Genomic DNA, 22,665 nt, shown 5'->3' with positions numbered 1-22,665 from the left:
CAAGACCTCGGCCACCGCCGACTACTGCGAAATGGCGGTGGTCGCGACCAGCACGGATCTGATTCCCGACGTCGAACTGCTGCATTACCCGGTCGCCCGCACGGTCGAACTCGCGGACATCTACGCGCTTCAGGAGGATGGCGGGGTGCTCGGCAAGCGCGGCGTGATCGACGTGTTCAACATGCTGCGTCTGCCGGACGAGGCGAGTTTCGCCGGCGGCGTGTTCGTGGTGGTCCGCACGCACGACGCGCCGACCTGGGCGCTGCTGGCGCAGAAGGGCCATGTGGTGAGCCGCAATGGCCGCTACGCGTGCATGTATCTGCCGTATCACTTCATGGGCGTCGAAACGCCGATCTCGCTGCTCGACGCCGTGCTGCACGGCCGGCCGTCGGGGGCGGAAACGCCGCGCCAGTGCACGATCCTCGGCGGGCGCGCGAGCGTCGATCTGCCGGCCGGCACCGTGCTGAAGATGGGCGGCCATCATCACGACGTGACGGGTGTGCAGGCCGTGCTGATCGCCCGCAACGACGCGCCGCGCGACATCGCCCCGTTGTATCTGGCCGCGCATGCGACGCTCGCGCGCGACGTCAAGGCCGGCGCGTTGCTGAGCGTCGACGACATCGCAGGTTACGACGCCGAACTGCTGTCAGCATGGCAGGCCGGTTTCACGCCGGCCTGAGACGGCTCGCCGTCCGGCAGAAAAGCATGACGCCGCCGGCGCAAGCCATTCGCCAGCGGTGGTGAACATCAAAACAAGGAGACGGTATGCACGGGGACGCAGTAACGATCGTCATGGCGGTCATCGCCATTGCGGTGCTGGTGGTTCTGATTGCGCGGTTCAAGCTGAGTCCGTTCGTGGCGCTCACGCTGACCGCGATTGGTCTCGGTATCGTCTCGGGCGTCACGCCTGAACATACGGTCGACGCTTTCGCCAAAGGCTTCGGCGGCGCGCTGGCGCGTACCGGACCGGTGGTCGGCCTGGGGGCGCTGCTGGGCGGCATTCTGATCGGCACCGGCGGCGCCGACCGCATTGCGAATGCTTTCATCGGCACGCGGCCCATCTACTACGCACCGTGGACCGTCTGCGCCGCGGCCTTGCTGATCGGCATGCCGCACCTGTTCGACGTCAGCTTCATCATGCTGGCGCCGCTCGTCTATACGGTGGCCAAGCGTACCGGCAGCCATCTGCTGTACATCGGTCTGCCGCTCGCTGCCGGTCTCTATGTTTCGCATGGTCTGTTGCCGCCGCACCCGGCGCCGATGCTCGCGGTGGTCGCCTATCACGCGAACACGGGACTCACGCTCGCCTATGGTTTGCTGATTGCGATTCCGACCGCGGTGATCTGCGGTCCGCTTTTCACCCGCGTCATACGGCCTTATTTCGGTCCGGCACCCGACCTGGATACGGGACCGGTTGCGGCCAGCGAGCCGGCGGCGAATCGTCCGCAGGTGTCGCTGGTGCTCTCCGTGGCGAGCGTGCTGATTCCGCCGGGATTGATGCTGGTCGGTACGATGGGAATGGCATACAGCGTCAAGGGAAGTCTCGCCTATATCCTGTTCCAGTCGGTCAACGACCCGATTCTTTCGCTGCTGGCCGCGGTGATTTTCGCGTTCTTCGCCCTGGGCGTGCGCGGCGGCTTTACGCTGGTCGACGTGCAGAAAATGGCGAGCAAAGGCCTGGGGCCGCTCGGCGTGATCCTGTTGATTCTCGGCGCGGGCGGCGGTTTCAAGCAGATGCTCAGCGCGATTCATCTCGACGCGATCATCGTGCACCACACCGCGGGCTGGCCCGTCAATCCGCTCATCCTCGCCTGGGCGATCGCGGCGTTGCTGCGCATCTGCGTCGGCTCCGCCACGGTGGCGACGGTGGCCGCGAGCGGTATCGTCGCGCCGCTCCTGCTCTCGCATCCGGGCGTCTCGCCTGAACTGATGGTGCTCGCGACGGCCTCGGGCGCGGTGATGCTTTCGCACGTCAACGACTCCGGCTTCTGGCTTTTCAAGGAGTATTTCCAGTTGACCGTTGCGCAGACCTTGCGGACGTGGACCCTGATGCTGACGTTGCAGTCGTTCGTCGGGCTGGCCGGGGTGCTGCTGCTCGAGACAGTCATCCGCTAGGCGTCGAAGTCAATCCGTTAAGATGGGATCGCGCCGTGTCATCCCGCTCAGGTTGAGCACGGCGCGTCACAGTTCGCATTCAGGATCTGCCATGCCCAGTCACTCCGAACCCGGCGCGTCCGCCGCGCTCGACACACCGCTGATTCCGGATCAACGGCGCGAATCGATGTTGCGTCAGTTACGACGCCACAAAGTGTTGAGCGTCCATCAACTCACGGTCATGTTCGACTGCTCGCACATGACGGTGCGGCGCGATATCGCCGTGCTCGAACAGGCCGGGCTGGTGTACTCCGTTCCGGGCGGGGTACGGATTGCGAGCCAGTTGAATAGTGAGCCGAGTCACCAGTCGAAAGCGCTGATCGAGCAACCGCAGAAACAGGCCATAGCCGTGTGCGCGACCGCGTTCCTGCGTGCCGGCATGACGGCGTATCTCGATGCGGGCACGACCACGCTGACCCTCGTGCCGCACATCCTTGCCTTGAGCGATATGACGGTCGTCACGAACGACTTTCCGATCGTGCAGGAGCTGGCCGAGGCGACCCATGTGAACGTGATCCATACCGGCGGCATGCTCGACCACGCGAATCGCTCGGGCGTGGGCGGGCTCGCCGCCGCCACGCTGCGCCACATCGCGGTCGACGTGGCGTTTATCTCCGCCAGTTCGTGGGATTTGCGGCGCGGCGTGACCACGCCGTCCGCCCCGAAAGTGGAAGTCAAACAGGCCGCCATGGCGGCTGCGGCGCAAACGGTATTGCTCGCGACCAGTTCCAAATACGGCACGTTCGGCTTGTACAAAGTCGCCGGGCTCGAACAGTTCGACCACGTGATCAGCGACGAAGGATTGACTGAAGCGGCCGCGGTGGGGATCCGCGAAGCCGGCGTCGATCTGACGATCGCCAGGGGCGAGTGAGCGTGCGGCGCATGTCGTCGGGTGGGGACGGTGGGCGTTTTTAAGCGCTCGACGGCGCCGGCCGCAATCGTTGCCGAGAGTTTCGAGCGCATCTATCAGCAGAACTGCGACAACATCGGCATTCTCACGACCACGGATTTCTCCGTGCTTGACCACCTGATCGCGGGTGAGACAGTGCCGATCGACGAGTTTCTCAAAGGCCGCGATGCCCTCACGCAGCAGATCATTCGTAGCGGCGGCCTGCTTGCGTACAGCAAGTTCGCGGACTGGCCGGCGCCGTGTGTGCGGGAGACTACAAGCGCCCCGAACGCCCCGAACGCCCCGAACGCCACAAACGCCACAAACGCCCCGAACGCCGCCGGCCCGAAGACACTCGTCAAAAAGATCATCGAACGCCATCTTCATCCCGGCATTGATAGCGCGCAGCGCATCGACGCCACCGCCATCGAACCGATGCTCGCGCGTCCGGGCGACCCGGGCAACGGGGTGCCGGCGCAACTGGAGCAGGACGTCGCGATCGATATCGCGTATGGCGGCTCCTGCACGGCGGGCAAGCGCGAAGACTTCGACTTCTATCACGAGGTCTTGCGCTGGGGCGTGGAGCAGGGTTTGCGTGTCCCAGACGGGACGCGTCTGTTCCTGCAATTCGGCACCATGGCGGTGCGCGCGTATTGCGAGAGTCAGGGCTATTTGCCGGTGTTCGAGCGCGCCGGTGTGACGCTCGTGATGCCGGGCTGCGGCTCGTGCGCGAATTGCGGACCGGGGCAATCGGCCGAGGCGAACCAGGTGACGATCAGCGCGATCAACCGCAATTTCCCCGGCCGTTCGGGGCCGGGCAATGTGTGGCTGGCGAGCCCGTACACCGTCGCGGCGAGCGCGCTGGCCGGAAAAATCACCACCTTCGAACAATTGAAGCGCACACACGGCTAGAATGCTGGCCGGACCTTGCGGCCCGGCATCGTGGTGCGCGTCACGCGCGAAAGTACGAAAGTACGACTATACGAAAGGCCGGCACGGGACCGGCCCCGGCGTGCATCATCGTGCAACGCCAGCATGACCCGCATTACCAGGAGACAAACACCATGGCATCCCCCGATCAGACCGGGCCCGTCGCGCGCAGCGCCGGCGGCGCGGCTTCATCCGCCACCGCGACTGCTGCTGCATCTGCGGCGTCCGCCACGCTCGATGCCGGCAGCATCTCCGCGCGGCTCGACCGGCTGCCCGCCACGCGTTCCATCTGGAAGCTGGTGGTGCTGCTGAGCCTCGGCTTCTTCTTCGAACTTTACGATCTGCTGTACTCGGGCTACGTCGCGCCTGGCCTCGTCAAAAGCGGCCTGCTGACGGCGACCACGCACGGCCTGTTCGGCTCGACCGGCGTCGCGAGTTTTATCGCGGCGTTGTTCAGCGGGCTGTTCATCGGCACGATCGCATGCGGCTTTCTGGCGGATCGTTTCGGACGCCGCGCCGTGTTTACGTATTCATTGCTGTGGTACACGGCGGCCAATGTCGTGATGGCGTTTCAGGACACGGCCACGGGTTTGAATTTCTGGCGCTTCGTGGCGGGCATCGGCATCGGTGTCGAGCTGGTGACGATCGGCACGTATATCTCGGAGCTGGTGCCTAAACAGATTCGCGGCCGCGCGTTCGCGTGCGAGCAGGCCGTCGGTTTTACCGCGGTGCCGGTGGTCGCGTTTCTGTCCTATCTGCTGGTGCCGCGCACGCTGTTCGGACTCGACGGCTGGCGCTGGGTGGTGCTGATCGGCGCACACGGCGCGCTGTTCGTGTGGTGGATCCGCCGCGCGTTGCCGGAGAGCCCGCGTTGGCTCGCGCAACAAGGCCGTCTTGCGGAAGCCGATCGCGTGATGAGCGAGCTCGAAGCGAAAGTGCGTGCAGAGTATGGCCGCGAATTGCCGCCGCCCGCGCCGCCGGTGCCGGTCGCGCCGCGCGGCAGCTTCCGCGATATGTGGGTGCCGCCGTACCGCAGCCGCACGCTGATGATGACGATCTTCAATATCTTCCAGACAGTCGGCTTCTACGGCTTTGCGAACTGGGTGCCGACACTCCTGATCAAGCAGGGCATTACGATCACCACGAGCCTGATGTATTCGAGCGTGATTGCGCTGGCCGCGCCTATCGGTCCGGTGATTGGCCTTTTTATCGGCGACCGCTTCGAGCGCAAGACGGTGATCGTGGTGATGGCAGCGGCGAATATCGTGTGCGGCCTCTGGTTCAGTCAGGCGTCCGGCGCCGTGTTGCTGGTGAGCCTCGGCGTATGTCTGACGCTGGCGGGCAATATCATTTCGTATAGTTTTCACGCCTATCAGAGCGAGCTTTTTCCCACCAGCATCCGTGCGCGCGCGGTGGGCTTTGTTTACTCATGGAGCCGGTTTTCGGCGATTTTCACGGCCTTTCTGATTGCCTCGGTGTTGAAGCACTTCGGCACCTCAGGCGTATTCGTGTTCATCGCCGGCGCGATGCTGATCGTGATGCTGGCGATCGGCCTGATGGGGCCGCGTACGAAGGGGCTCGAGCTGGAGAAGATTTCGAAGTGAAGTAGTCCCCGGACCACCGGTGAACCGGCGCCGCGCTGCAACTTGCTAACTTGCAACGCGACGCTGGCACCGGCTCAGAACAACTGTTTCTGCCCTGACACCAGGGTGTTGAAGTCGTCGCGCAATAGCGGCAGGATTGCATCGGCCACAGGTTGCAACTGCCGTGTCAGATAGTGCTCGTAATCGATCGCCGAGCGCAGCGTTTCGAGCGGTTCCGGTCCGGCGGTCGTCATCACGTAGCTGATCCAGCCGCCGTTCTGATATTGCAACGGGCGCCCCTGCTGCCGGTAGAATTCGTCGGCCACGCGGGCCGCGCGCACATGCGGCGGAACATTTCGCTCGTAGTCGCCGAGCGGCCTGCGCAACCGCTTGCGGTACACCAGCTGATCGTCCAGTTTTCCTTCCAGCGTGTCGCGCACATAGTCGCGGACATAATCCTGATAGGGCTGTTGCTTGAAGATTCGCCGGTACAGTTCCTGCTGAAACTGCTGGGCGAGCGGCGTCCAATCGGTGCGCACGGTTTCGAGCCCTTTGTAGACGATCTCCTCGCTGCCGTCCGGCAAAACGGTCAGGCCGGCATAGCGTTTCTTGCTGCCTTCTTCGGCGCCGCGAATCGTCGGCATGAAAAAGCGCTTGTAGTGTCGCTCGAATTGCAATTCGAGTGCGCTGTCGAGGCCGAAACGCGTTTGCAGATTGTCCCGCCACTGCGCGTTGATATGCTCGACCAGCGCACGGCCGATGCGGCTCGCCTCTTCTTCGCTATGCGCGTGCTTCAGCCATACGAAGGTCGAATCCGTGTCGCCGTAAATGACCTCGTAGCCTTGCGCCTGGATGAGTTCACGCGTGGTGTGCATGATTTCATGGCCGCGCATGGTGATCGACGACGCGAGACGCGGGTCGAAGAACCGGCAGCCCGTGGATCCGAGCACGCCGTAAAACGCGTTCATGATGATTTTCAGTGCCTGCGATAGCGGCTTGTTGTGCTCGCGTTTGGCGGTTTCGCGCCCCTGCCACACCTGGCCGACGATCGACGGCAAACAATGGCGCGTACGCGAAAAGTGTGCGCCGAGAAAACCCGGCACCGAATGGTTGTCGGCGGGATTCCGCATGCCTTCCACGAGACCTACCGGATCGATCAGAAACGTGCGGATGATCGACGGGTACAGGCTCTTGTAGTCGAGCACCAGTACGGAATCGTAGAGACCGGGCCGTGAATCCATGACGAAACCGCCGGGGCTCGCGGCACCGGCTACGTCGCCGAGATTCGGCGCGACGTAGCCTTGCCGATGCATCCGCGGCATATAGAGATGCGTGAACGCCGCGACCGATCCCCCGCTGCGATCCGCGGGCAAGCCGGTGACCGTGGCGCGCTCCAGCAGAAACGGCAACAATTCGGTCTTCGCAAAGATACGGGTGACCAGCTCGCAATCTTTGAGGTTGTAGCGCGCGAGCGCGGGCTTGTCCTCGTCGAAACGGCGCTGGATTTCGTCCATGCGCTGGTACGGATTGTCGATCGCCTTGCCTTCGCCCAACACCGAGCGCGAGACGTGTTCGAGGCTGAACGAAGGGAAGCTCCACGTGGCCGAGCGCAACGCTTCAATGCCGTCGATGATCAATCTTCCCGCGGCACCCGCGAAGAAATGATTCTGCTTGTGGCCGTGCTCACGCCATTCCATCACCGCACCGCCGCGGCCCAGGCGCAACGGCACGCGATATTGTTCGGCATGCTGTTGCAGCACACGCAGATCGAATTGCACGAGGTTCCAGCCGATGATCGCGTCGGGGTCGTGCCGTGCCAGCCACGTGTTCAACTTTTCGAGCAACTGGGCACGGGTTTCGCAGTATTCGAGGTCGAAGTCGAGATCGCCGGGCTCGCCGTTCGGCGGTCCCAGCATATAGACCTGACGCTGTCCGCACCCTTCGAGCGCGATGGAATAGAGTTCGGCGTGCGCGCTGGTTTCGATATCGAGTGAGACCAGCTTCAATGGCGGCCGGTAGCTCGTGGCCGGCTTCAATTCACTGTTCAGAAGCGGGCCGTCTGCTTGCGCGTCGCCGCTGAACCACACAGGCGCGGTGATGAACCGCTCCATCATGTAGCGCTCGGGCGGGAAGATGTCGGCCTCGTAGACGTCGACCCCGCCCTGTTTCAGGCGTTTCTCGAAGCCCGTCAATTGCCGGTACTGCGGGCAGTAAAGTCCCATCACCGGACGATGCTGGAAGTCGCATAGATCGAGCGGGCGCAGATCGAGCGGCGCCTCGCGGCGCAGAACCGTTTCCGCGCGCTCGCGATGCGCGGCGGGAATGAAGGCCACCGAAGGCTGGGGCCGCAGGCGGATGTGCCGGGGCCCGCCGTCGGTTGCCAGCCAGAAATCGACTTCCGTGCCGGCGGGCGTATCCCGCCAATGTCGGGTCAAGATGAAACCCTGTTCAAGCTCAGTCAAACTACCACCTCTAAACGGGCGTCAGCGCCTGACGCGATTTTACCGTTATGCGGTTGTTGCAGTGGCTATATAGACGCGATCGCAGCCGGGTTGGCGGGTCAGTGATGCAAGCCTGCCGCCGCAGGATGGTAGGACTGCGCAGAGTCCGGGCATTGGCGCAAAGCAGTCTGGATGCAGATGGGCCGCGTAGTCTGTATGATCGCCTTGCAGCGATTCCTCCGGCGCAGTGCCTATGCCGGTCAAGTCTACCAGGAACGGAGTGAGCGATATGAATGTGAGCAAACTTGTTGTTGTAGTCGCGGTAGCTGCAAGCAGTTTTGGTGCACAGGCACAAGTTGCCGGCACGCAACCCCTGAGCGTCACGGTCGCGCAGTCGAATGCCCTGCTGAGCGGCTGGAGTGTGAAGAAGAGCATTCTCGGCAAGGCCGTGTACAACGACCAGAACGAAAAGATCGGTTCGATCCGCGATCTGGTGGTTGCGCCCGACGGCTCGCTGTCCGCTGCAATCGTCTCGGCGGGTGGATTCCTCGGCGTGGCGTCGCACGACGTAGCGGTTCCCGTCGCTGCGCTCGATATTCGTTCAGGCAATTTCTATCTGGCAGGCGCGACTAAAGATGCGTTGAAGGCGACGCCCGAGTTTCAGTACAACAAGGTTCAATCGCCGCCGAAGCCTAAAAAGCTGACCGCTCAGTAATCCCTGGGGTCGTGCCTGGAGTAACAGGCAGCACCCGAATCTCGCGGCAAAAGAAAAACGGCGCTTGCGGCGCGAATTGGTAGTTTGCCCAAACCGATTCACACTCGCAGCGCCGTTTTTGTCTTCAGTGAGGGCCTTGTCGGCCCGTTGTTCAAGCTTCCAGAGCAAGCGTGGCGAACGTGCCCAACCAGTGTTCGCCCATATAGTCGCCGGCCACGTGCGGCAGGGCGCTCAGAAGATGGCGCTCGGCCGAATCGAACAATACCGTCCGGCGCGCGTCACCGGCGGGCAATGCGCGGGCCAGCGACCGCTGGCACCATGCGCGGCTCAGATTCAGGCCGTCCAGGTGTGCGATCTTGCCGTCGGTGCGGTCGGTCACGGTAACCGGCTCAAACAGCGTAGCGGGTTTTTTGGCGCCAATCTCCGGCAAAAAGCGCTGGAACCATTCGACGAATTGCGCGGGCGGCAACACGCGCCGCATCAACTCCGCTTCCATCAGCGAAGGCGACAGGAACTCGTCGCCGGCGGGCTCCCAGGCCTGGCAGGCGACATCGTTCATAAACCAGCGCTCGGCCGTATTCACCAGCAACGCCTCGAGCGATTCGCGCGAAGTTTGCCGCGCGAAATCGAGCGTGAGCGCCAGCGCGAATGCCATGTTGAAGTGCGTGCCGACGCGCAACGGGTAGGTCGCTTTCGGCAGAAATTCCTCGAAGCTTTCGACAAAGAACTCGGTAAGCGGCGCGAACGTTTTGGACCAGCGTGCGGCTTCCGAGCGCTTCAGCGACTCAAGTTGCGCGCTTAGCGCGAGCAACCATGCCCAGCCATACGGGCGCTCGAAGCCGCGATTGTGCGGCAGGTTGAGATAGGCCAGCTCGCCGGCCACATTCGCGGCGGTGAAGTGCCCGTCGACCACCGCGACGATGCGCTCCGCTTCAGGCAGATCCGGAAAGCGCTCGAGCAGATGCAGGATCAGCCAGTAGCCATGCACGCACGAATGCCAGTCGTAGCTGCCGTAAAAAATCGGATGCAAGGCGCGCGGCCCCTGCACGTCCTGCGGACCGTCAAGCGAGTGCGTCAGCTTGTTCGGATACTCGCGCGTGAGGTGGGCGAGTGCGAGATTGGCGAATCTGGACGCGAATTCGGGAGTGAGTTGAACAGTCATCGGCGCCTCCTCAAAAGCGGAATACGAAGAGATACAACAGTATGGTATTGACGATCAGCAATAGTAAAGCAGTCGGCCATTGCGCCTTGATCACGCCGTTCTGGTCTTTCAGCTCCAGCAGCGCAGCCGGCACGATGTTGAAGTTGGCCGCCATTGGCGTCATCAAAGTGCCGCAGAAGCCGCACAGCATGCCGATGGCGCCGAGAATCGCCGGGTTGCCATGGAATTGATGCACGATCAGCGGCAAGCCGATGCCTGCCGTCATGACCGGAAAGGCCGCGAACGCATTACCCATGATCATCGTGAAGATCGCCATGCCGAATGTATAGGCGGCGACCACGGCGAAAGCGGAGTCGACCGGAATCCAGGTCTTGACGAGATCCGACACCACATGGCCCACGCCGGCAATCGCAAACAGCGCGCCGAGGGCGGCCAGCATCTGCGGCAGGATGGCGGCCCAACCCACGGTGTCCATGGTGTGCCGCGCGTCTTTCAGCGCGTGCACCGGCGAGTCGCGCAACATGAACAGCGCCGTGCCAAACGCGACTAGCGTGCCGAGCACCAGCGAAATCAGCGTGACGTTCTTCGCTTCGACGAACGGGACATATTTCAGCGTCAAGGTGCCGAGCAAGGTGATGATCGGAATCAGCAGCGCGGGGATGAAAAGCTTATTGCCGAAGCGCTGTGCTTTCGCTTCGCGGCGCGCGGCGGCCGCTTCGCTGCTGGCGTCCGTTTTGCCTTTGCCCAGCTTGCCGGAACCGGCGATCAGGGCGAGCGCGATGGCGAGACAGCCGGTCACGAAATGCGGCAGTTCTGCGCCGAACATGAAGGTGACCGCATAAATGCCCCAGAACAGAAAGTTGACGACGCGGCGCGGATTCGAGCGGTCCTGCAGATTGAAGAGCGCGAACGCGGCAAACATCAAACCGGCCAGCACGTAGAGGGATTCGAGTTTGATCATGATTGTGCGATACCTCGTGCCTGGGCCCGTTCCACGCCCAACGTGGTCATCTTGTGCGACAGATTGCGGTCGAGCAGCATCAGGCGCACGACGTGAATCAGGAGTGCGGCGATCGCGGTGGGAATGGCCCACACCGACACCTGCAGCGGTTCGACCATGACGCCGTTCTGTTCGAGGAAGCCCTTGATCAGCAGGATCGACTGGATCGCAATGAAAATGTCTTCGCCGAAGAACACAGCAATGTTGTCCACCGCCGACGCATTCGCGCGAATCTGCTGACGTACCGCGTCGGGCAGCTCGCCGTAGCGATTGGCGGCGGCTGCCTCGGCCATCGGCGCGATCAGCGGCCGCACCATTTGCGCATGTCCGCCGAGCGACGTGAGTCCTAGCGCGGCGGTAATCTGGCGAATCACGAAATACAGCATCAGCACGCGCCCCGTGGTGGCGGCGTGCAAACGTGAAATCAGGTGTTTGGCCTGTTCTTTCAGGCCGTTGCGTTCGAGCAGCGCGATCACGGGCAGCGTGAGCCAGATCAGGCCCATGTAGCGGTTATCCGCGAACGCCTTGCCGAAGGCGCTGACGATCTCCACGGATTGCAAACCACCGGCCACGCCGGTGGCGATCCCCGCGATCGTCACCACCAGTAGTGCGTTGAAGCGCAATGCAAAGCCGAGTACCACGATCGGCACGCCAATCAAAACCCACATTGTGTTTCTCCTGTGTCGCTGCTAGGTCGTTGCTATGTTGTTGTTTTGCCGCTGCGCGTGCCGCTTTGGACGCTTGGCGAGAGCCGGTTGCATTGGGTGTGTGGCGGGTTGCGCCAGGTTGCAACGGTTCGCGGGCGACGAAATCTAACACGATAATTTATCGATAAATAGTCGGCAAAATGGGTTTCACGGGTAAACGCCAGGGCCATAAGGGGCTGCGTCCGGGCGGAACGCGTGCGACGAGGGCAGGTGGGAATGCCGGAGCGCGGCAGGCGCGCGGTGACGGCGGATCACGTCGTGCCGACGTCGAAAAGCGGGCTGCCTTCAATCGAAACGATGGATATCGCGCTGCTTCATCGTCCAACGGCCGATGCCGTCGTCAAGGAACATGCGCGCGCGTTGGGACGTATGTTTGGGCCGCAGCGGCGGTGAAGCGCTTGCGTATCGGCATGTGTTAACCACACCGCCGGATCAGCGCCTGGAACAGTTCCAGGATCCGGTGATACATCATCCCGAGTTCGAGCGCCGGCCCACGCAGCGCCGGGCCGCTGGGAAGCGTGCATGCCGCAACTGCGCGAATAGATCGAAAGCCGCCGTTTCACCCGCCATGGCTTTTGCAATCACGCGTCCGGCAATCCCGGTCAACGCCACGTCATGCCCCGAAAAGCCCTGCACATAGAAGTAGTTCGGACTATCGTAGTTGTCGTACTTGACGTGAATGCCGTCCTGCTTCTCGAAGTTCGGAATCGTGTCCTTCGCGATGTAGTCCGACCAGTTGTACACATTCAATTCCGTGTCGGCCGCAAGGGCCGGCGTGACCGACAACGCCGCAAAACCCGCGAAGGCGAAAAGCGCGGCCCCCGCGACCGCATGACGAAGCTGACGTCCAGAATGACAAACGCTGATGGTTTTTTCCCTTGATGTGAAGAACCGGCATGAGCGCGTATCGTGGCTGTGCTCCTGCCGGAACGAACTGCCGTTACGAAATTCCGAGTTGTTGTGCAGTCGCGTCGATGGCTTTTTTGGCCTTCGAAACGATTTCGTCGATCTCCAGCTTCGTGATCACGAGCGGCGGCGAGAGCAGCATCCGGTCGCCGGTGGCGCGCATGATCAGGTTGCCGTTGAAACAGAAGTCGCGGCAGATCGTGCCGACATCGCCGCCATTGGCAAAACGCTTGCGCGTTTGCGGGTCTTCTGCGAGTTGCAGACCGGCCACCAGACCCGCGCCGGCAATTTCGCCGATGAGCGGATGGTTGGCGAAGGTGTCGCGCAGCTTCTTCTGGAAGTACGGACCCGTGTCGGTCTTGACGCGCTCGACGATCTTCTCGTCGCGCAGCAGCTTCAGATTGGCGAGTGCCACCGCCGCGGCCACCGGGTGGCCGGAGTAGGTGAGGCCGTGATTGAAGTCGCCGTTTTCGATGATCGCGCTGGCCACGCGATCATGCAGGCCGACCGCGCCCATCGGCACATAGCCGCTCGTCAGGCCCTTGGCCAGCGTGATCAGATCCGGCTCGAAGCCGAAGTGCTGATGCGCGAACCATTCGCCGGTCCGGCCGAAGCCGCCGATCACTTCGTCCGCGACCAGCAGGATGTCGTACTTGCGGCAGATGCGCTGGATTTCCGGCCAGTAGGTCGAGGCCGGGAAGATCACGCCGCCCGCACCCTGGAAAGGCTCACCGATAAACGCGGCGACATTGTCCGCGCCGATCTCGAGGATCTTCGCTTCGAGTTGTTGCGCACGGGCCAGCGCGAATTCTTCCGGCGTCAGATTGCCTTCGGCCTCGCCGAAGAAATATGGCTGGTCGATATGCACGATGTTCTCGACCTTGGAGGGCATCTGTTCATGCATGTAGCCCATGCCGCCGAGCGTGCCGCCCGCGATCGTCGAACCGTGATAACCGTTCTTGCGCGAGATGACGAACTTCTTCGAGTGCTTGCCTTGCGTCGCCCAATATTGATGGACGATGCGCAGCACGGTGTCGTTGCCTTCCGAACCGCTGTTGCAATAGAAGAAGTGGTTGAACGGTTCCGGCGCGAGCTCCGCGAGCAGCGCCGACAGTTCGATCACCGGCGGATGCGTCGTCTTGAAGAACGTGTTGTAGTAGGGCAGTTCCTGCATCTGTTTGTACGCGGCGTCGGCCAGTTCCTTGCGGCCATAACCGACGTTCACGCACCACAGGCCGGCCATGCCGTCGATGACCTTGTTGCCTTCCGAATCCCACAGATACACGCCTTGGGCTTTGACGATCACGCGGCTGCCGGCGCGATTCAACGAACCCATATCCGAGAACGGGTGGATGTGATGCGCGGCGTCGAGTGCGCGGTATTCGGCGGTGCTGCGTGGTTGCTGTGCGGCTTGTGGGTTCGCGGCAGGTTGGGCCGGTTGCACGTAAGCGACTTCTTCTGTTCCATAGCTCATGCTGCCTCCAGTTTTTATGCGTTTGCGGGCGACGTCATTAACAGGGACCTTGAACCTGGTCTTAGACGTGCAGCAGCAAATGCCGGCGTTCCCACGAACTGATCACGCGGAAAAACGCTTCGTATTCGGTTTCTTTCAAGGCGAGGTAGGCTTTGACGAATTTCTCGCCGAGTACTTCGGCGATCGGTTCGCACGCACCCATTAGCGTCAAGCCTTCTTCCAGGTTGCGCGGCAACTGGTACGGCAATTCGTAACCGTCGCTCAGCAGCGGCTCGGTGGCTTCGAGCTTTTGCGTCATGCCGAGATAGCCGGCGGCCAGCGTCGCGGCAATCGCCAGATACGGATTGCAGTCCACGCCCGGAATACGGTTTTCAATGCGGCGCGCGGCGGGCCCCGAATGCGGAATCCGGAAACCTACGGTGCGGTTGTCGTAACCCCACGCGACATTGATCGGCGCGGCCATGAAGCGCGACAGTCGGCGATACGAGTTGATGTACGGCGCGAAGATCGGCATCAGCGCCGGCGTGTATTTCTGCAAGCCGGCGATATAGCCGGTGAAGAGCGACGTGGGCTTGCCGTCCGGTTCCGTGAACAGGTTGTGGCCGCTTTCTTCGTCAACGAGGCTCTGGTGCATGTGCATCGCCGAGCCCGGTTCGCCTTCCATCGGCTTGGCCATGAAAGTCGCATACATCTTGTGACGCAGCGCGGCTTCACGCACCGTGCGTTTGAACAGGAACACGCTGTCGGCGAGTTTCAGCGGATCGCCGTGCATGAAGTTGATTTCCATCTGCGCGGCGCCGACTTCGTGAATCAGCGTGTCGACTTCCAGTTCCTGCACCTCGCAGTACTCGTAGATGTCTTCGAACAGCGGATCGAATTCATTGACCGCTTCGATCGAGTACGCCTGACGGCCGGTTTCCGGGCGGCCCGTGCGGCCGATCGGCGGTTGCAGCGGCAGATCCGGGTCCTTGTTCATGTCGACCAGATAGAACTCGAGCTCGGGCGCGATGACCGGCTTCCAGCCTTTGGCCTTGTACAGTTCGAGTACGCGGCGCAGCACACGGCGCGGCGAGATCGCGACGGGCGTGCCGTCGAAGTGAACGCAATCGTGAATCACCTGGGCGGTCGGATCGACAGCCCACGGAATCATGCGGATGGTGCTGGCGTCGGGCACGCACACCATGTCCGGGTCGGTGACGCCGGTGAGCGTGCCGTCTTCCGGATAGTCGCCTGTGACGGTCTGGATCATCACCGCCTGCGGCAAGCGCATGGACTCGCCAGATTCGAACTTGCTGCGCGGAATGATCTTGCCGCGTGCGATCCCGGCCATATCCGGAATGATTGCTTCGATTTCGGTGACGCGGTTCTTCTTCAGGAAGTCGTCGATTTCATGCATGGTTATTCTCTCGGTTTTGGTGCGCGACCGGCTCAGGCATGCGTGGCAGCGGCGGATGCCGCGCCATGGCCGGCCTTGGTGCGCATTCGATCGCGGCAGGCGTCGCCGAAGGCTCGAAAGATCGCGGTGGAAAGCGCGTCGGTGGCATGCTTCCATTCCGGGTGCCACTGCACACCCAGCGCGAAGGCACGCGCATCGTTCACGCTCACCGCTTCGATCAAGCCGTCCGGCGCGATGGCTTGCGCCACCAGACCCACGCCCAACCGCTCGACGCCTTGACCGTGCAATGAATTCACACGCGCTTCATTCGTGCCGCCCGCGAGGCGCTGCAACAAACCGCCCTGTGTCAGCGTGATCGAATGCGACGGTGCGTATTGCACGTCGAGGTCGTCTTCCTTGTTCTCGCGATGGTCGTTCAAGCCGTCCACCGCGTGAACGCTTTGATGCAACGTCCCGCCGAACACCACGTTCATTTCCTGGAAGCCCCGGCATACCGCCAGTACCGGCACGCCTGCGGCGATCGCCGCGCGCAGAAGCGGCAGCGTCGTCGCATCGCGTGCGGCGTCGTGCAGCGTGCCCGGCGCGCTGGGATGGCCACCGTAGCGGTGCGGCTCGACATTCGAATAGCTGCCGGTAAACAGCAGGCCGTCGACGGCGTCCAGCACGTCCGCAGTGGACTGACGCTCGCCGAGCGCCGGCAACAACATGGCCAGCGCCTGCGAGCCATCCACGATCGCGGCGATGTACTTCTCACCGGTGACGTGCGACGGATGGACTCCCATCATCGTTCTGTCGGCGCTGATGCCGACCAGGGGTTTGTTTCGCATAACAGATAGACCTGTGTGTTCCCCGCGGGACGCGGCATGAACAACGTTAAACACAGCGCGGCACGATTCCGCAGCCGGACGCAAGGCGTCAAGCCACCGGGGTAGTGCAGGCGGCCGTCGTCAGATGAACGCGCCGCGCGTGGTAGCCGGGTAGGCCGTTCGATTCGATCCGCTGCGGTGCGCAACTGCTCTGATCCGCATGACGTGCATGACGTGCATGAAGTGCATGACGTGCGCACGCGGCGGACGGCACCGCACCTGCACGAACGCATGGCTCAACAGAGCGCGCTCACACAAACGGACAAATCGAACGGCGAAAAAGGGGGGAGGCGCTACGGCAGCAGCGAGGCGACTTCGTCCGTGCGCACGGCAATGAAGGCGCGCGCGGAGATGGAGTTGTGGCGTCGAACTGAACGGCGGGACAGGATCGTGAAGACGGACAGGAAGCGGCGGAACGTAAGGCTGCCGTTGCTGCCGTCGGCGATGGCGCCGTCAGCGCGAGGACAACTCGCCTGACTACGATTCCATCTCACCAAAGGGCCTCGGACTCTCACGATTACACTCGACTAGCGACGTTGAAAGTATTGAACGCCTGCTCGAAAAAACGCACGGGGCGTTTAAAGAAACATGACGCTGGGATGATTGCCTCAAGCCGATGCGAACTGGGTTCGCTGCATCAAAAAACACCGTTTCGTGCTTTGTGACGTCGGCATGACGATCGCCTGTGAACCATCGTATACGAGCCATTAAAGCCGTCAAATCATTTTTATGAAAGATTTATCAGGGCTTTCCCGGAGGTCGCGCCGGAAGCCCGCGCCATGGGAACGTTCGTTGCGCTATTCATATTTCGGAAGCCTTGCAGGGGTTTTCCCCAGCGGCGCAAAGTTTAAAGTGATTAGAATATTCAACACTCGCGCACAGCGCTTTGCTCTCGCCGAGCGTTCCGACCATTTCCCTCTGTCAGAGAATCCAGCGATGTCTATAGAAGTAGCGACCCGTCTGCAATACATCCGCAAGAAGAACGGCCTGTCTCAGCGCGAACTGGCCAAGCGGGCGGGCGTGACGAACGGCACGATCTCGCTGATTGAACAGAACCGCGTGAGTCCTTCGGTCGGGTCGCTGAAGAAGCTGCTCGAATGCATACCCATGAGTCTCGCCGAATTCTTCACGTTTGAAGTCGAGGTGGAGCGCTCGGTCGTGTCGCGCCGCGCCGACATGCCGAATCTCGGCAATGAGTCGATCGAGTTCTATCTCGCGGGCTCCAGTGTGAAAGGTCGCAACATGGGCATTCTGCGTGAGGTCTATCAACCGTTGTCGGATACCGGGCCGGAGATGCTGGAGCACGAAGGGCACGAGGGCGGCGTGGTGGTCAGCGGTCAGATCGAACTGACGGTGGACGGGGTCACGTGGCTGCTCGACCCCGGTGACAGCTACTACTTCGAAAGCCGTCTACCGCATCGGTTTCGCAATCCCAGCGCGGAGCATCTCTGCGAGATCGTGTCGGCCAATTCGCCGCCCACGTTCTAGAGACTCCGCGCCAACGCGCTGCGACACATTTCCAGGCCACATGCATCGCGACATCAAGGACGTGTTCCTCGACAAGCTGATCGCCGCGGCGCGCAGCTACACGCCGGGTAATCCGCTCGATCCTGGTGCGGCTGCGCTAAAGGATTCGCAAGCCAGCGCGGCAGCGGGTTGCAGAAACGCAGCCGCCGCGTTCCCAATGAATCCGGGACCGGACGTCGCACGTATTAGCTCGACGCCTCGCGTGCGGCGCCGGCATGTTTATCAGGTATCGGGTCATCCATGACTGAACTCGTTTACGGCGACGGCGCGATCCGCCGTTCGTCGCTCTATGGCTCGTCGATCGAAAACACCTATGCGGGTGTGTTGTCGTTCATGCGCCGCAAGTACACGCGCGAACTCGACGGTGTCGACGTCGTGGTTTCCGGCGTGCCGCTCGATCTGGCCACCACTTTCCGCTCGGGCGCGCGTCTCGGCCCGGCGGCCGTGCGCGCCGCGAGCGTGCAGTTGTCGGAACTGCACCCGTATCCGTGGGGCTTCAATCCGTTCGACGATCTCGCCGTCACCGATTGTGGCGACTGCTGGTTCGATGCGCACAATCCCATGACGATCAAGGAATCGATCGTCGAGCATGCACGCACGATCCTGCGCTCGGACGCGAAGATGCTGACGCTCGGTGGCGATCACTACATCACGTATCCGCTGCTGATTGCGCATGCGGAAAAATACGGCAAGCCGCTCTCGCTGATTCATTTCGACGCCCACTGCGATACGTGGGCCGATGACAGTCCGGACAGCCTGAATCACGGCTCGATGTTCTACAAAGCGGTGAAGGACGGGTTGATCGATCCGAAGACCTCGGTGCAGATCGGCATTCGCACGTGGAACGACGACTTCATGGGGATCAATATCCTCGACGCCGCGTGGGTCCACGAACATGGTGCGCGCGCGGCGGTGGAGCGGATCACGTCGATTGTCGGCGAGCGGCCCGCGTATCTGACCTTCGATATCGACTGTCTCGATCCGGCGTTCGCGCCGGGCACGGGGACGCCGGTGGCGGGCGGTTTGTCGTCGGCGCAGGGGCTGGCCATTGTGCGCGGACTGGGTGCGTTGAACCTGGTGGGCGCGGACGTGGTGGAAGTGGCACCCGCTTATGACCAGAGCGAGATCACGGCGATTGCCGCCGCGCATATCGCGTGCGATCTGTTGTGTCTGTGGCGGCAGCGGAAAGTGGCGGAACGTTAGGCACGTTCCGGCTCGACCGATCAGGCGGCCTTCAGGCACGGACCATCGTCGCAGAGGCCGTCACTTCGCCAATCTCGCCCGCACGGTGTATTCGCCCTCGTCGCCTTCGTCTTCCGCCATATGGGCCATTGCCGTCTCGAAGTCGGGCGGCAGCGGTTCGACCGGATAGCCGCGTTTTTCCCATGCGTCGAGGCCGCCCTTGAGCGCTTTGACATGGTGGATATTCTTTCGATGCAACTGGTTGACGATCCGCTTGGCGGTCGCTTCGTTAGGACAGACGCAATACACGACAATGGGCCGCTTCAGCAACTCGGGATGCAGCGGCTCGGGCGACTCCAGATCCAGCACCTGTGCGCCGGCAATCCGGTGCGATTCTTTCGCCCGTATGCTGCGCGGCCGTGCATCGAGAATCAGCGGCGGCTCGTTGGAGTTCATCATTTCATCGAGCTGCTCCGGCGAGATGCGCACATGCGCGAGCCAGCGGCGGAACTGCCAGCGCCTTACGCAGCGGTAGAGGAGCACGGCCACGAAAATCACCGCGAACGCATCGAAAATCGTACCGCCGTTATGGCGCACGAGCAGAACGAGTTGCACGATCTGATCGTGAAGCGCCGCGCCGCCGATCACCCACACACTAGCCCATAGCACTGCGCCGACGAAATCCCATAGCAGGAACACGCCGACGTTGATCGGCGTTGTGCCGAGCAGTGGCGCCGAGATCAGGCCGAGGCCGGGCAGGAACTTCGCAACGGTGAGAATCGGCGCACCGTACCGTTCGTAGGTATTGCGTGCGACGCGTACGGTGTTGTCGAGCGAGAGCGAGAAGCGCACCAGATGATTCAGCAAACGCCGGCCGTAAGCGCGACCGGTGAAGAACCACAACGCGTCCGCAATCATCGTCGCGCTGACAGCGGCGACGATCACGCTGGCGTAAGAGGTCTGTCCCATGGCCGCCATCGTTCCGCCGAGGATCAGCATGGGCGCCGCCGGAATCGGCACGCCGAGCTGCGTGATCAGCACGCTCATGAAGACGGCCCACACACCCAGCGAAGGTGGAATAGCAACCGGAAAATGCCACACAACCGCGCTCCTCTTGATGCACTGAAGGGATTTGAATCTGTTCGGGGCCGGCTGGTGCCCAACAGGCAACGCCAACTGCAACCGCAACCGCAACCGCACGGGCACGGGCAAGCCGCGCATGTTCCGTTCCCGCCTGCCGCCTGCCGTCGGTCACCAACCACCCGCCCACGCGCACCCGCACCCGCACACGCACCCGCTCCGCGAGACGACACAAAGACAGCAGGCCGACATGGGATTTAAGCACAGGTTGGCAAAACGGCGCTGCCGGGCGGGCTAAACGCCGGCATTGCTACAATCGTCATGCGCATACAGACATAACGGAGACACCGCATGGCAAACCTTCACCCAATCAGCCGCTATCCCGTGCCTGAGCCGAGCGAATGGCCGGCCGACATCAGCGCCCGCATTCTTGAGGTCCAGCAGAAGGCCGGCTTTGTGCCGAACGTATTCCTGACGCTGGCGCACCGGCCAGATGAATTTCGCGCCTTTTTTGCGTACCACGACGCGTTGATGTTGAAAGAGGGCGGTTTGACCAAAGGCGAGCGCGAGATGATCGTCGTCGCCACGAGCGCGGTGAATCAATGCCTGTATTGCGTGGTCGCGCACGGCGCGATTCTGCGTATCTACGAAAAGGCGCCGTTGCTTGCGGATCAGGTGGCCGTCAATCATCGCAAGGCGGATATTACGGCGCGCCAGAAGGCGATGCTCGATTTCGCGCTGAAGGTCTGCCGCGAATCCGGCACGGTCGACGATGCCGATTTTCAGACCCTGCGCGAGCACGGCTTTTCTGATGAAGACGTCTGGGATATCGCCGCCATCACGGCATTTTTCGGCTTGTCGAACCGGATGGCCAACGTCATTTCGATGCGTCCGAACGACGAGTTCTATTTGATGGGGCGTGTGCCGAAAGCGGCAGCGGACGCGCCGCGAAAATAGCAGCGGAGCAGCGAGCGGGCAGGGGGCTCGCGGCGCCCGTGCGTACTTGCGGAGCCCTCAAGCCCACAAGCCCTCGGGCCCCTAAGCCTCTAAGCCTCTAAGCCCTCAAGCCCTCACCAGCTCGTCTCGCATCGCAGGCGAACCGACCGCCTTGTCGTCGATCGGAAAATGCAGCAGCGCGGCGATCAGTCCGGCGGCGACGGTGGCTTCCCACAGCAGCGAATACGAACCGGTCAGATCGAACACCAGCCCGCCGAGCCACGCTCCCAGAAACGAGCCGATCTGATGGCTAAGAAAGCAGACTCCAAACAGACTGCCGAGGTGCCGCGTGCCGAACACCTTCGCTACGAGCCCGCTCGTCAACGGCACGGTGCCGAGCCAGGTCAGCCCCATCACGGCCGCGAAGATGACAACGGACGCAGAGGTCTTCGGCAGCAGGAAGAACGCGCCGATCGTCACGCTTCGAATCAGGTAAAGCCAGCCGAGCACGTGATGCTGCCGGAAGCGTCCGCCGAGCCAGCCGCATCCCCAACTCCCCACCATATTGAACAGGCCGATCAGCGCGAGCGCCGTTGCGCCCAACCCGACAGGCATATGACAGAGCGTCAGATATTCGGGCAAATGGGTGGCGATGAACGCGAGTTGAAATCCGCAGGTGAAGAAGCCTAGCGTGAGGAGCCGATATCCGCGATGCCGGGCTGCCTGAGCGAAGACCTTGCGAAGCGGCACGGCGGGCGTCTGTCCGACCTGCAGGCCGACGCCCGCGCGCCGGTCGAGCACGATGCCGAGCGGCGCGATCAGCAGCATCAGGAAGGCCAGCACGAAGAGCGACGTGGCGATGCCCGAGTGGAGTCGAACGCTCTGCGCGAGTGGGATCATCAGTACCTGTCCCGCCGAGCCGCCCGCGCTGACAAGCCCCATCGCCATGCTGCGTTTTTCCGGGGAGGCGATGCGGCCGACCGCCGGCAACACCACGCCGAAGGTCGTGCAACTGATGCCGATGCCGACCAGCAGACCCATGCCGACGATCAGCATCGGGCCCGACGGCGCCACCGCCGCGACACCCAGGCCCGCCGCGAAGGTCGTCGCGCCGAAGGCGACCACCGGCGCCGAGCCGTAGCGGTCCGCGGCGGCGCCCGCGAACGGCTGCGCGAAGCCCCACACCAGGTTGTGCAGCGCGATGGCGAAAGCGATCAGCGTGACGGGCAGGCCGCGGTCGAACGAGAATGGCCCGATGAAGAGGCCGAAGGTCTGCCGGATCCCCATCGCGGCGCTCAGAATCAGCGCGCCGGCGACGACCACGACCATGGTCTGATTGACCGGGAAGGCGAAGCGTTTGCTATCGGTGGTGGACATGTTCTGATCTCCTTGGACACCATGGTCGCAGCGAGCATCAGAAGCGGCAAAAGAAAAGATTTTGACGACAGGTGAGCGCGGCTCACCTGTACGGGCGGATGTGGGGTTCAGTGGTTGGCGTGGCCCGCTACCGGGTTGGGGTCATCCGACGAATTCTCGAACGGCGCCGCCTCGCTGAGCAGCCATCGCTTGAAGTCGGATAGTTCGGGGCGATGCTCCGCGCTATCCGCGTTCGGCGCGCACACCAACCAGTAGGCGGTGGAAGAGGCGACCGTTTGTGGGCAGGCTTCGACGAGCGCACCGCTGGCGAGATCGCGGTCCACCAGCGGCCGTCTGCCGA

Annotated in this window: 18 protein-coding genes and 4 pseudogenes; 10 read left to right on the top strand and 12 right to left on the bottom strand. The window is 62.5% G+C overall.

What is annotated here, in order from left to right; translation table 11 throughout:
- The 5 genes and pseudogenes from QOC89_RS21415 to QOC89_RS21395 form a co-directional block, all read left to right on the top strand.
- Nucleotides 1-679, top strand: a pseudogene (locus QOC89_RS21415) (homoserine dehydrogenase); the annotation flags it as partial.
- An 86-nt stretch (nucleotides 680-765) separates the two neighbouring features.
- Nucleotides 766-2,115 (top strand): gluconate:H+ symporter, encoded by a 1,350-nt coding sequence (locus tag QOC89_RS21410; protein ID WP_323046841.1) that lies wholly within the window; start codon nucleotides 766-768, stop codon nucleotides 2,113-2,115.
- A gap of 91 nt (nucleotides 2,116-2,206) precedes the next feature.
- Nucleotides 2,207-3,025 carry a DeoR/GlpR family DNA-binding transcription regulator gene (locus QOC89_RS21405; RefSeq protein ID WP_323046840.1) on the top strand — a complete coding sequence of 273 codons (819 nt, stop codon included), beginning with the start codon at nucleotides 2,207-2,209 and terminating at the stop codon, nucleotides 3,023-3,025.
- Nucleotides 3,026-3,451: 426 nt separating this feature from the next.
- Nucleotides 3,452-3,955 (top strand): annotated as a pseudogene (locus QOC89_RS21400) (aconitase family protein); the annotation flags it as partial.
- A 152-nt stretch (nucleotides 3,956-4,107) separates the two neighbouring features.
- Nucleotides 4,108-5,577 (top strand): MFS transporter, encoded by a 1,470-nt coding sequence (locus QOC89_RS21395; RefSeq protein WP_323046839.1) that lies wholly within the window; start codon nucleotides 4,108-4,110, stop codon nucleotides 5,575-5,577.
- 74 nt (nucleotides 5,578-5,651) lie between these two features.
- Here QOC89_RS21395 and QOC89_RS21390 read toward each other — a convergent pair whose 3' ends face one another.
- Nucleotides 5,652-8,018, bottom strand: coding sequence for a DNA polymerase II (locus QOC89_RS21390; protein WP_323046838.1), 2,367 nt, complete (start codon nucleotides 8,016-8,018; stop codon nucleotides 5,652-5,654).
- Between the two features lie 268 nt (nucleotides 8,019-8,286).
- Here QOC89_RS21390 and QOC89_RS21385 point away from each other — a divergent pair, with 268 nt between their 5' ends.
- The gene (locus QOC89_RS21385; protein ID WP_323046837.1) at nucleotides 8,287-8,712 is read left to right on the top strand and encodes a PRC-barrel domain-containing protein; all 426 of its coding nucleotides are present in this window, start codon (nucleotides 8,287-8,289) and stop codon (nucleotides 8,710-8,712) included.
- A 151-nt stretch (nucleotides 8,713-8,863) separates the two neighbouring features.
- Here the strand turns inward: QOC89_RS21385 and QOC89_RS21380 are convergent, their stop codons facing one another.
- From QOC89_RS21380 to QOC89_RS21335, 8 genes and pseudogenes are all read right to left on the bottom strand, one after another.
- Nucleotides 8,864-9,874, bottom strand: a complete 1,011-nt coding sequence (locus QOC89_RS21380; protein WP_323046836.1) for a DUF2891 domain-containing protein — start codon at nucleotides 9,872-9,874, stop codon at nucleotides 8,864-8,866.
- A 10-nt stretch (nucleotides 9,875-9,884) separates the two neighbouring features.
- Nucleotides 9,885-10,835, bottom strand: a complete 951-nt coding sequence (locus QOC89_RS21375; RefSeq protein WP_323046835.1) for a DUF979 domain-containing protein — start codon at nucleotides 10,833-10,835, stop codon at nucleotides 9,885-9,887.
- A complete protein-coding gene (locus tag QOC89_RS21370; protein ID WP_323046834.1) occupies nucleotides 10,832-11,542 on the bottom strand; it encodes a DUF969 domain-containing protein in 711 nt (236 codons plus the stop codon). Before QOC89_RS21370 ends, QOC89_RS21375 begins: the two co-directional genes overlap by 4 nt.
- 454 nt (nucleotides 11,543-11,996) lie before the next feature.
- Nucleotides 11,997-12,232: pseudogene (locus QOC89_RS21360) on the bottom strand (hypothetical protein); the annotation flags it as partial.
- A 289-nt stretch (nucleotides 12,233-12,521) separates the two neighbouring features.
- Nucleotides 12,522-13,961 (bottom strand): aspartate aminotransferase family protein, encoded by a 1,440-nt coding sequence (locus QOC89_RS21350; RefSeq protein WP_323046833.1) that lies wholly within the window; start codon nucleotides 13,959-13,961, stop codon nucleotides 12,522-12,524.
- Between the two features lie 61 nt (nucleotides 13,962-14,022).
- Nucleotides 14,023-15,357 carry a glutamine synthetase family protein gene (locus QOC89_RS21345; RefSeq protein ID WP_323046832.1) on the bottom strand — a complete coding sequence of 445 codons (1,335 nt, stop codon included), beginning with the start codon at nucleotides 15,355-15,357 and terminating at the stop codon, nucleotides 14,023-14,025.
- A 32-nt stretch (nucleotides 15,358-15,389) separates the two neighbouring features.
- Nucleotides 15,390-16,184, bottom strand: coding sequence for a gamma-glutamyl-gamma-aminobutyrate hydrolase family protein (locus QOC89_RS21340; protein ID WP_323046831.1), 795 nt, complete (start codon nucleotides 16,182-16,184; stop codon nucleotides 15,390-15,392).
- A 332-nt stretch (nucleotides 16,185-16,516) separates the two neighbouring features.
- On the bottom strand, nucleotides 16,517-16,738 hold the full coding sequence (locus tag QOC89_RS21335; RefSeq protein ID WP_407945944.1) for a hypothetical protein: 222 nt from the start codon (nucleotides 16,736-16,738) through the stop codon (nucleotides 16,517-16,519).
- Between the two features lie 421 nt (nucleotides 16,739-17,159).
- On the opposite strand from QOC89_RS21335, the gene QOC89_RS21330 reads away from it, so the two are divergent.
- From QOC89_RS21330 to speB, 3 genes are read left to right on the top strand one after another with little or no spacing between them, the layout of a single operon-like run.
- Nucleotides 17,160-17,711, top strand: a complete 552-nt coding sequence (locus QOC89_RS21330; RefSeq protein WP_323046830.1) for a cupin domain-containing protein — start codon at nucleotides 17,160-17,162, stop codon at nucleotides 17,709-17,711.
- A gap of 40 nt (nucleotides 17,712-17,751) precedes the next feature.
- Nucleotides 17,752-17,994, top strand: a complete 243-nt coding sequence (locus QOC89_RS21325; protein WP_323046842.1) for a hypothetical protein — start codon at nucleotides 17,752-17,754, stop codon at nucleotides 17,992-17,994.
- A complete protein-coding gene (speB, locus tag QOC89_RS21320) occupies nucleotides 17,991-18,953 on the top strand; it encodes an agmatinase (protein WP_323046829.1) in 963 nt (320 codons plus the stop codon). Before QOC89_RS21325 ends, speB begins: the two co-directional genes overlap by 4 nt.
- 60 nt (nucleotides 18,954-19,013) lie before the next feature.
- On the opposite strand, the gene QOC89_RS21315 is transcribed toward speB, so the two are convergent.
- Nucleotides 19,014-20,033, bottom strand: coding sequence for a VTT domain-containing protein (locus tag QOC89_RS21315; RefSeq protein ID WP_323046828.1), 1,020 nt, complete (start codon nucleotides 20,031-20,033; stop codon nucleotides 19,014-19,016).
- Nucleotides 20,034-20,363: 330 nt separating this feature from the next.
- Here QOC89_RS21315 and QOC89_RS21310 point away from each other — a divergent pair, with 330 nt between their 5' ends.
- A complete protein-coding gene (locus QOC89_RS21310; RefSeq protein ID WP_323046827.1) occupies nucleotides 20,364-20,969 on the top strand; it encodes a peroxidase-related enzyme in 606 nt (201 codons plus the stop codon).
- Nucleotides 20,970-21,074: 105 nt separating this feature from the next.
- Here QOC89_RS21310 and QOC89_RS21305 read toward each other — a convergent pair whose 3' ends face one another.
- Nucleotides 21,075-22,325, bottom strand: a complete 1,251-nt coding sequence (locus QOC89_RS21305; RefSeq protein WP_323046826.1) for an MFS transporter — start codon at nucleotides 22,323-22,325, stop codon at nucleotides 21,075-21,077.
- A 107-nt stretch (nucleotides 22,326-22,432) separates the two neighbouring features.
- Nucleotides 22,433-22,665 (bottom strand): annotated as a pseudogene (locus tag QOC89_RS21300) (transcriptional regulator); the annotation flags it as partial.

This window comes from Paraburkholderia sp., from assembly GCF_034668105.1.
In the GTDB taxonomy this organism is placed as follows: Bacteria; Pseudomonadota; Gammaproteobacteria; order Burkholderiales; family Burkholderiaceae; genus Paraburkholderia.
The sequence above is the reverse complement of the archived record's forward strand: the minus strand, read 5'-3'. Positions and strand labels throughout refer to the sequence as shown.

Excerpts from the sequence above, each read along its gene's own strand:
- QOC89_RS21410 (WP_323046841.1), top strand. The coding sequence starts at position 766 with ATGCACGGGGACGCAGTAACGATCGTCATGGCGGTCATCGCCATTGCG.
- QOC89_RS21405 (WP_323046840.1), top strand. The coding sequence starts at position 2,207 with ATGCCCAGTCACTCCGAACCCGGCGCGTCCGCCGCGCTCGACACACCG.
- QOC89_RS21395 (WP_323046839.1), top strand. The coding sequence starts at position 4,108 with ATGGCATCCCCCGATCAGACCGGGCCCGTCGCGCGCAGCGCCGGCGGC.
- QOC89_RS21385 (WP_323046837.1), top strand. The coding sequence starts at position 8,287 with ATGAATGTGAGCAAACTTGTTGTTGTAGTCGCGGTAGCTGCAAGCAGT.
- QOC89_RS21380 (WP_323046836.1), bottom strand. The coding sequence starts at position 9,874 with ATGACTGTTCAACTCACTCCCGAATTCGCGTCCAGATTCGCCAATCTC.
- QOC89_RS21375 (WP_323046835.1), bottom strand. The coding sequence starts at position 10,835 with ATGATCAAACTCGAATCCCTCTACGTGCTGGCCGGTTTGATGTTTGCC.
- QOC89_RS21370 (WP_323046834.1), bottom strand. The coding sequence starts at position 11,542 with ATGTGGGTTTTGATTGGCGTGCCGATCGTGGTACTCGGCTTTGCATTG.
- QOC89_RS21350 (WP_323046833.1), bottom strand. The coding sequence starts at position 13,961 with ATGAGCTATGGAACAGAAGAAGTCGCTTACGTGCAACCGGCCCAACCT.
- QOC89_RS21345 (WP_323046832.1), bottom strand. The coding sequence starts at position 15,357 with ATGCATGAAATCGACGACTTCCTGAAGAAGAACCGCGTCACCGAAATC.
- QOC89_RS21340 (WP_323046831.1), bottom strand. The coding sequence starts at position 16,184 with ATGCGAAACAAACCCCTGGTCGGCATCAGCGCCGACAGAACGATGATG.
- QOC89_RS21330 (WP_323046830.1), top strand. The coding sequence starts at position 17,160 with ATGTCTATAGAAGTAGCGACCCGTCTGCAATACATCCGCAAGAAGAAC.
- QOC89_RS21325 (WP_323046842.1), top strand. The coding sequence starts at position 17,752 with ATGCATCGCGACATCAAGGACGTGTTCCTCGACAAGCTGATCGCCGCG.
- speB (WP_323046829.1), top strand. The coding sequence starts at position 17,991 with ATGACTGAACTCGTTTACGGCGACGGCGCGATCCGCCGTTCGTCGCTC.
- QOC89_RS21310 (WP_323046827.1), top strand. The coding sequence starts at position 20,364 with ATGGCAAACCTTCACCCAATCAGCCGCTATCCCGTGCCTGAGCCGAGC.
- QOC89_RS21305 (WP_323046826.1), bottom strand. The coding sequence starts at position 22,325 with ATGTCCACCACCGATAGCAAACGCTTCGCCTTCCCGGTCAATCAGACC.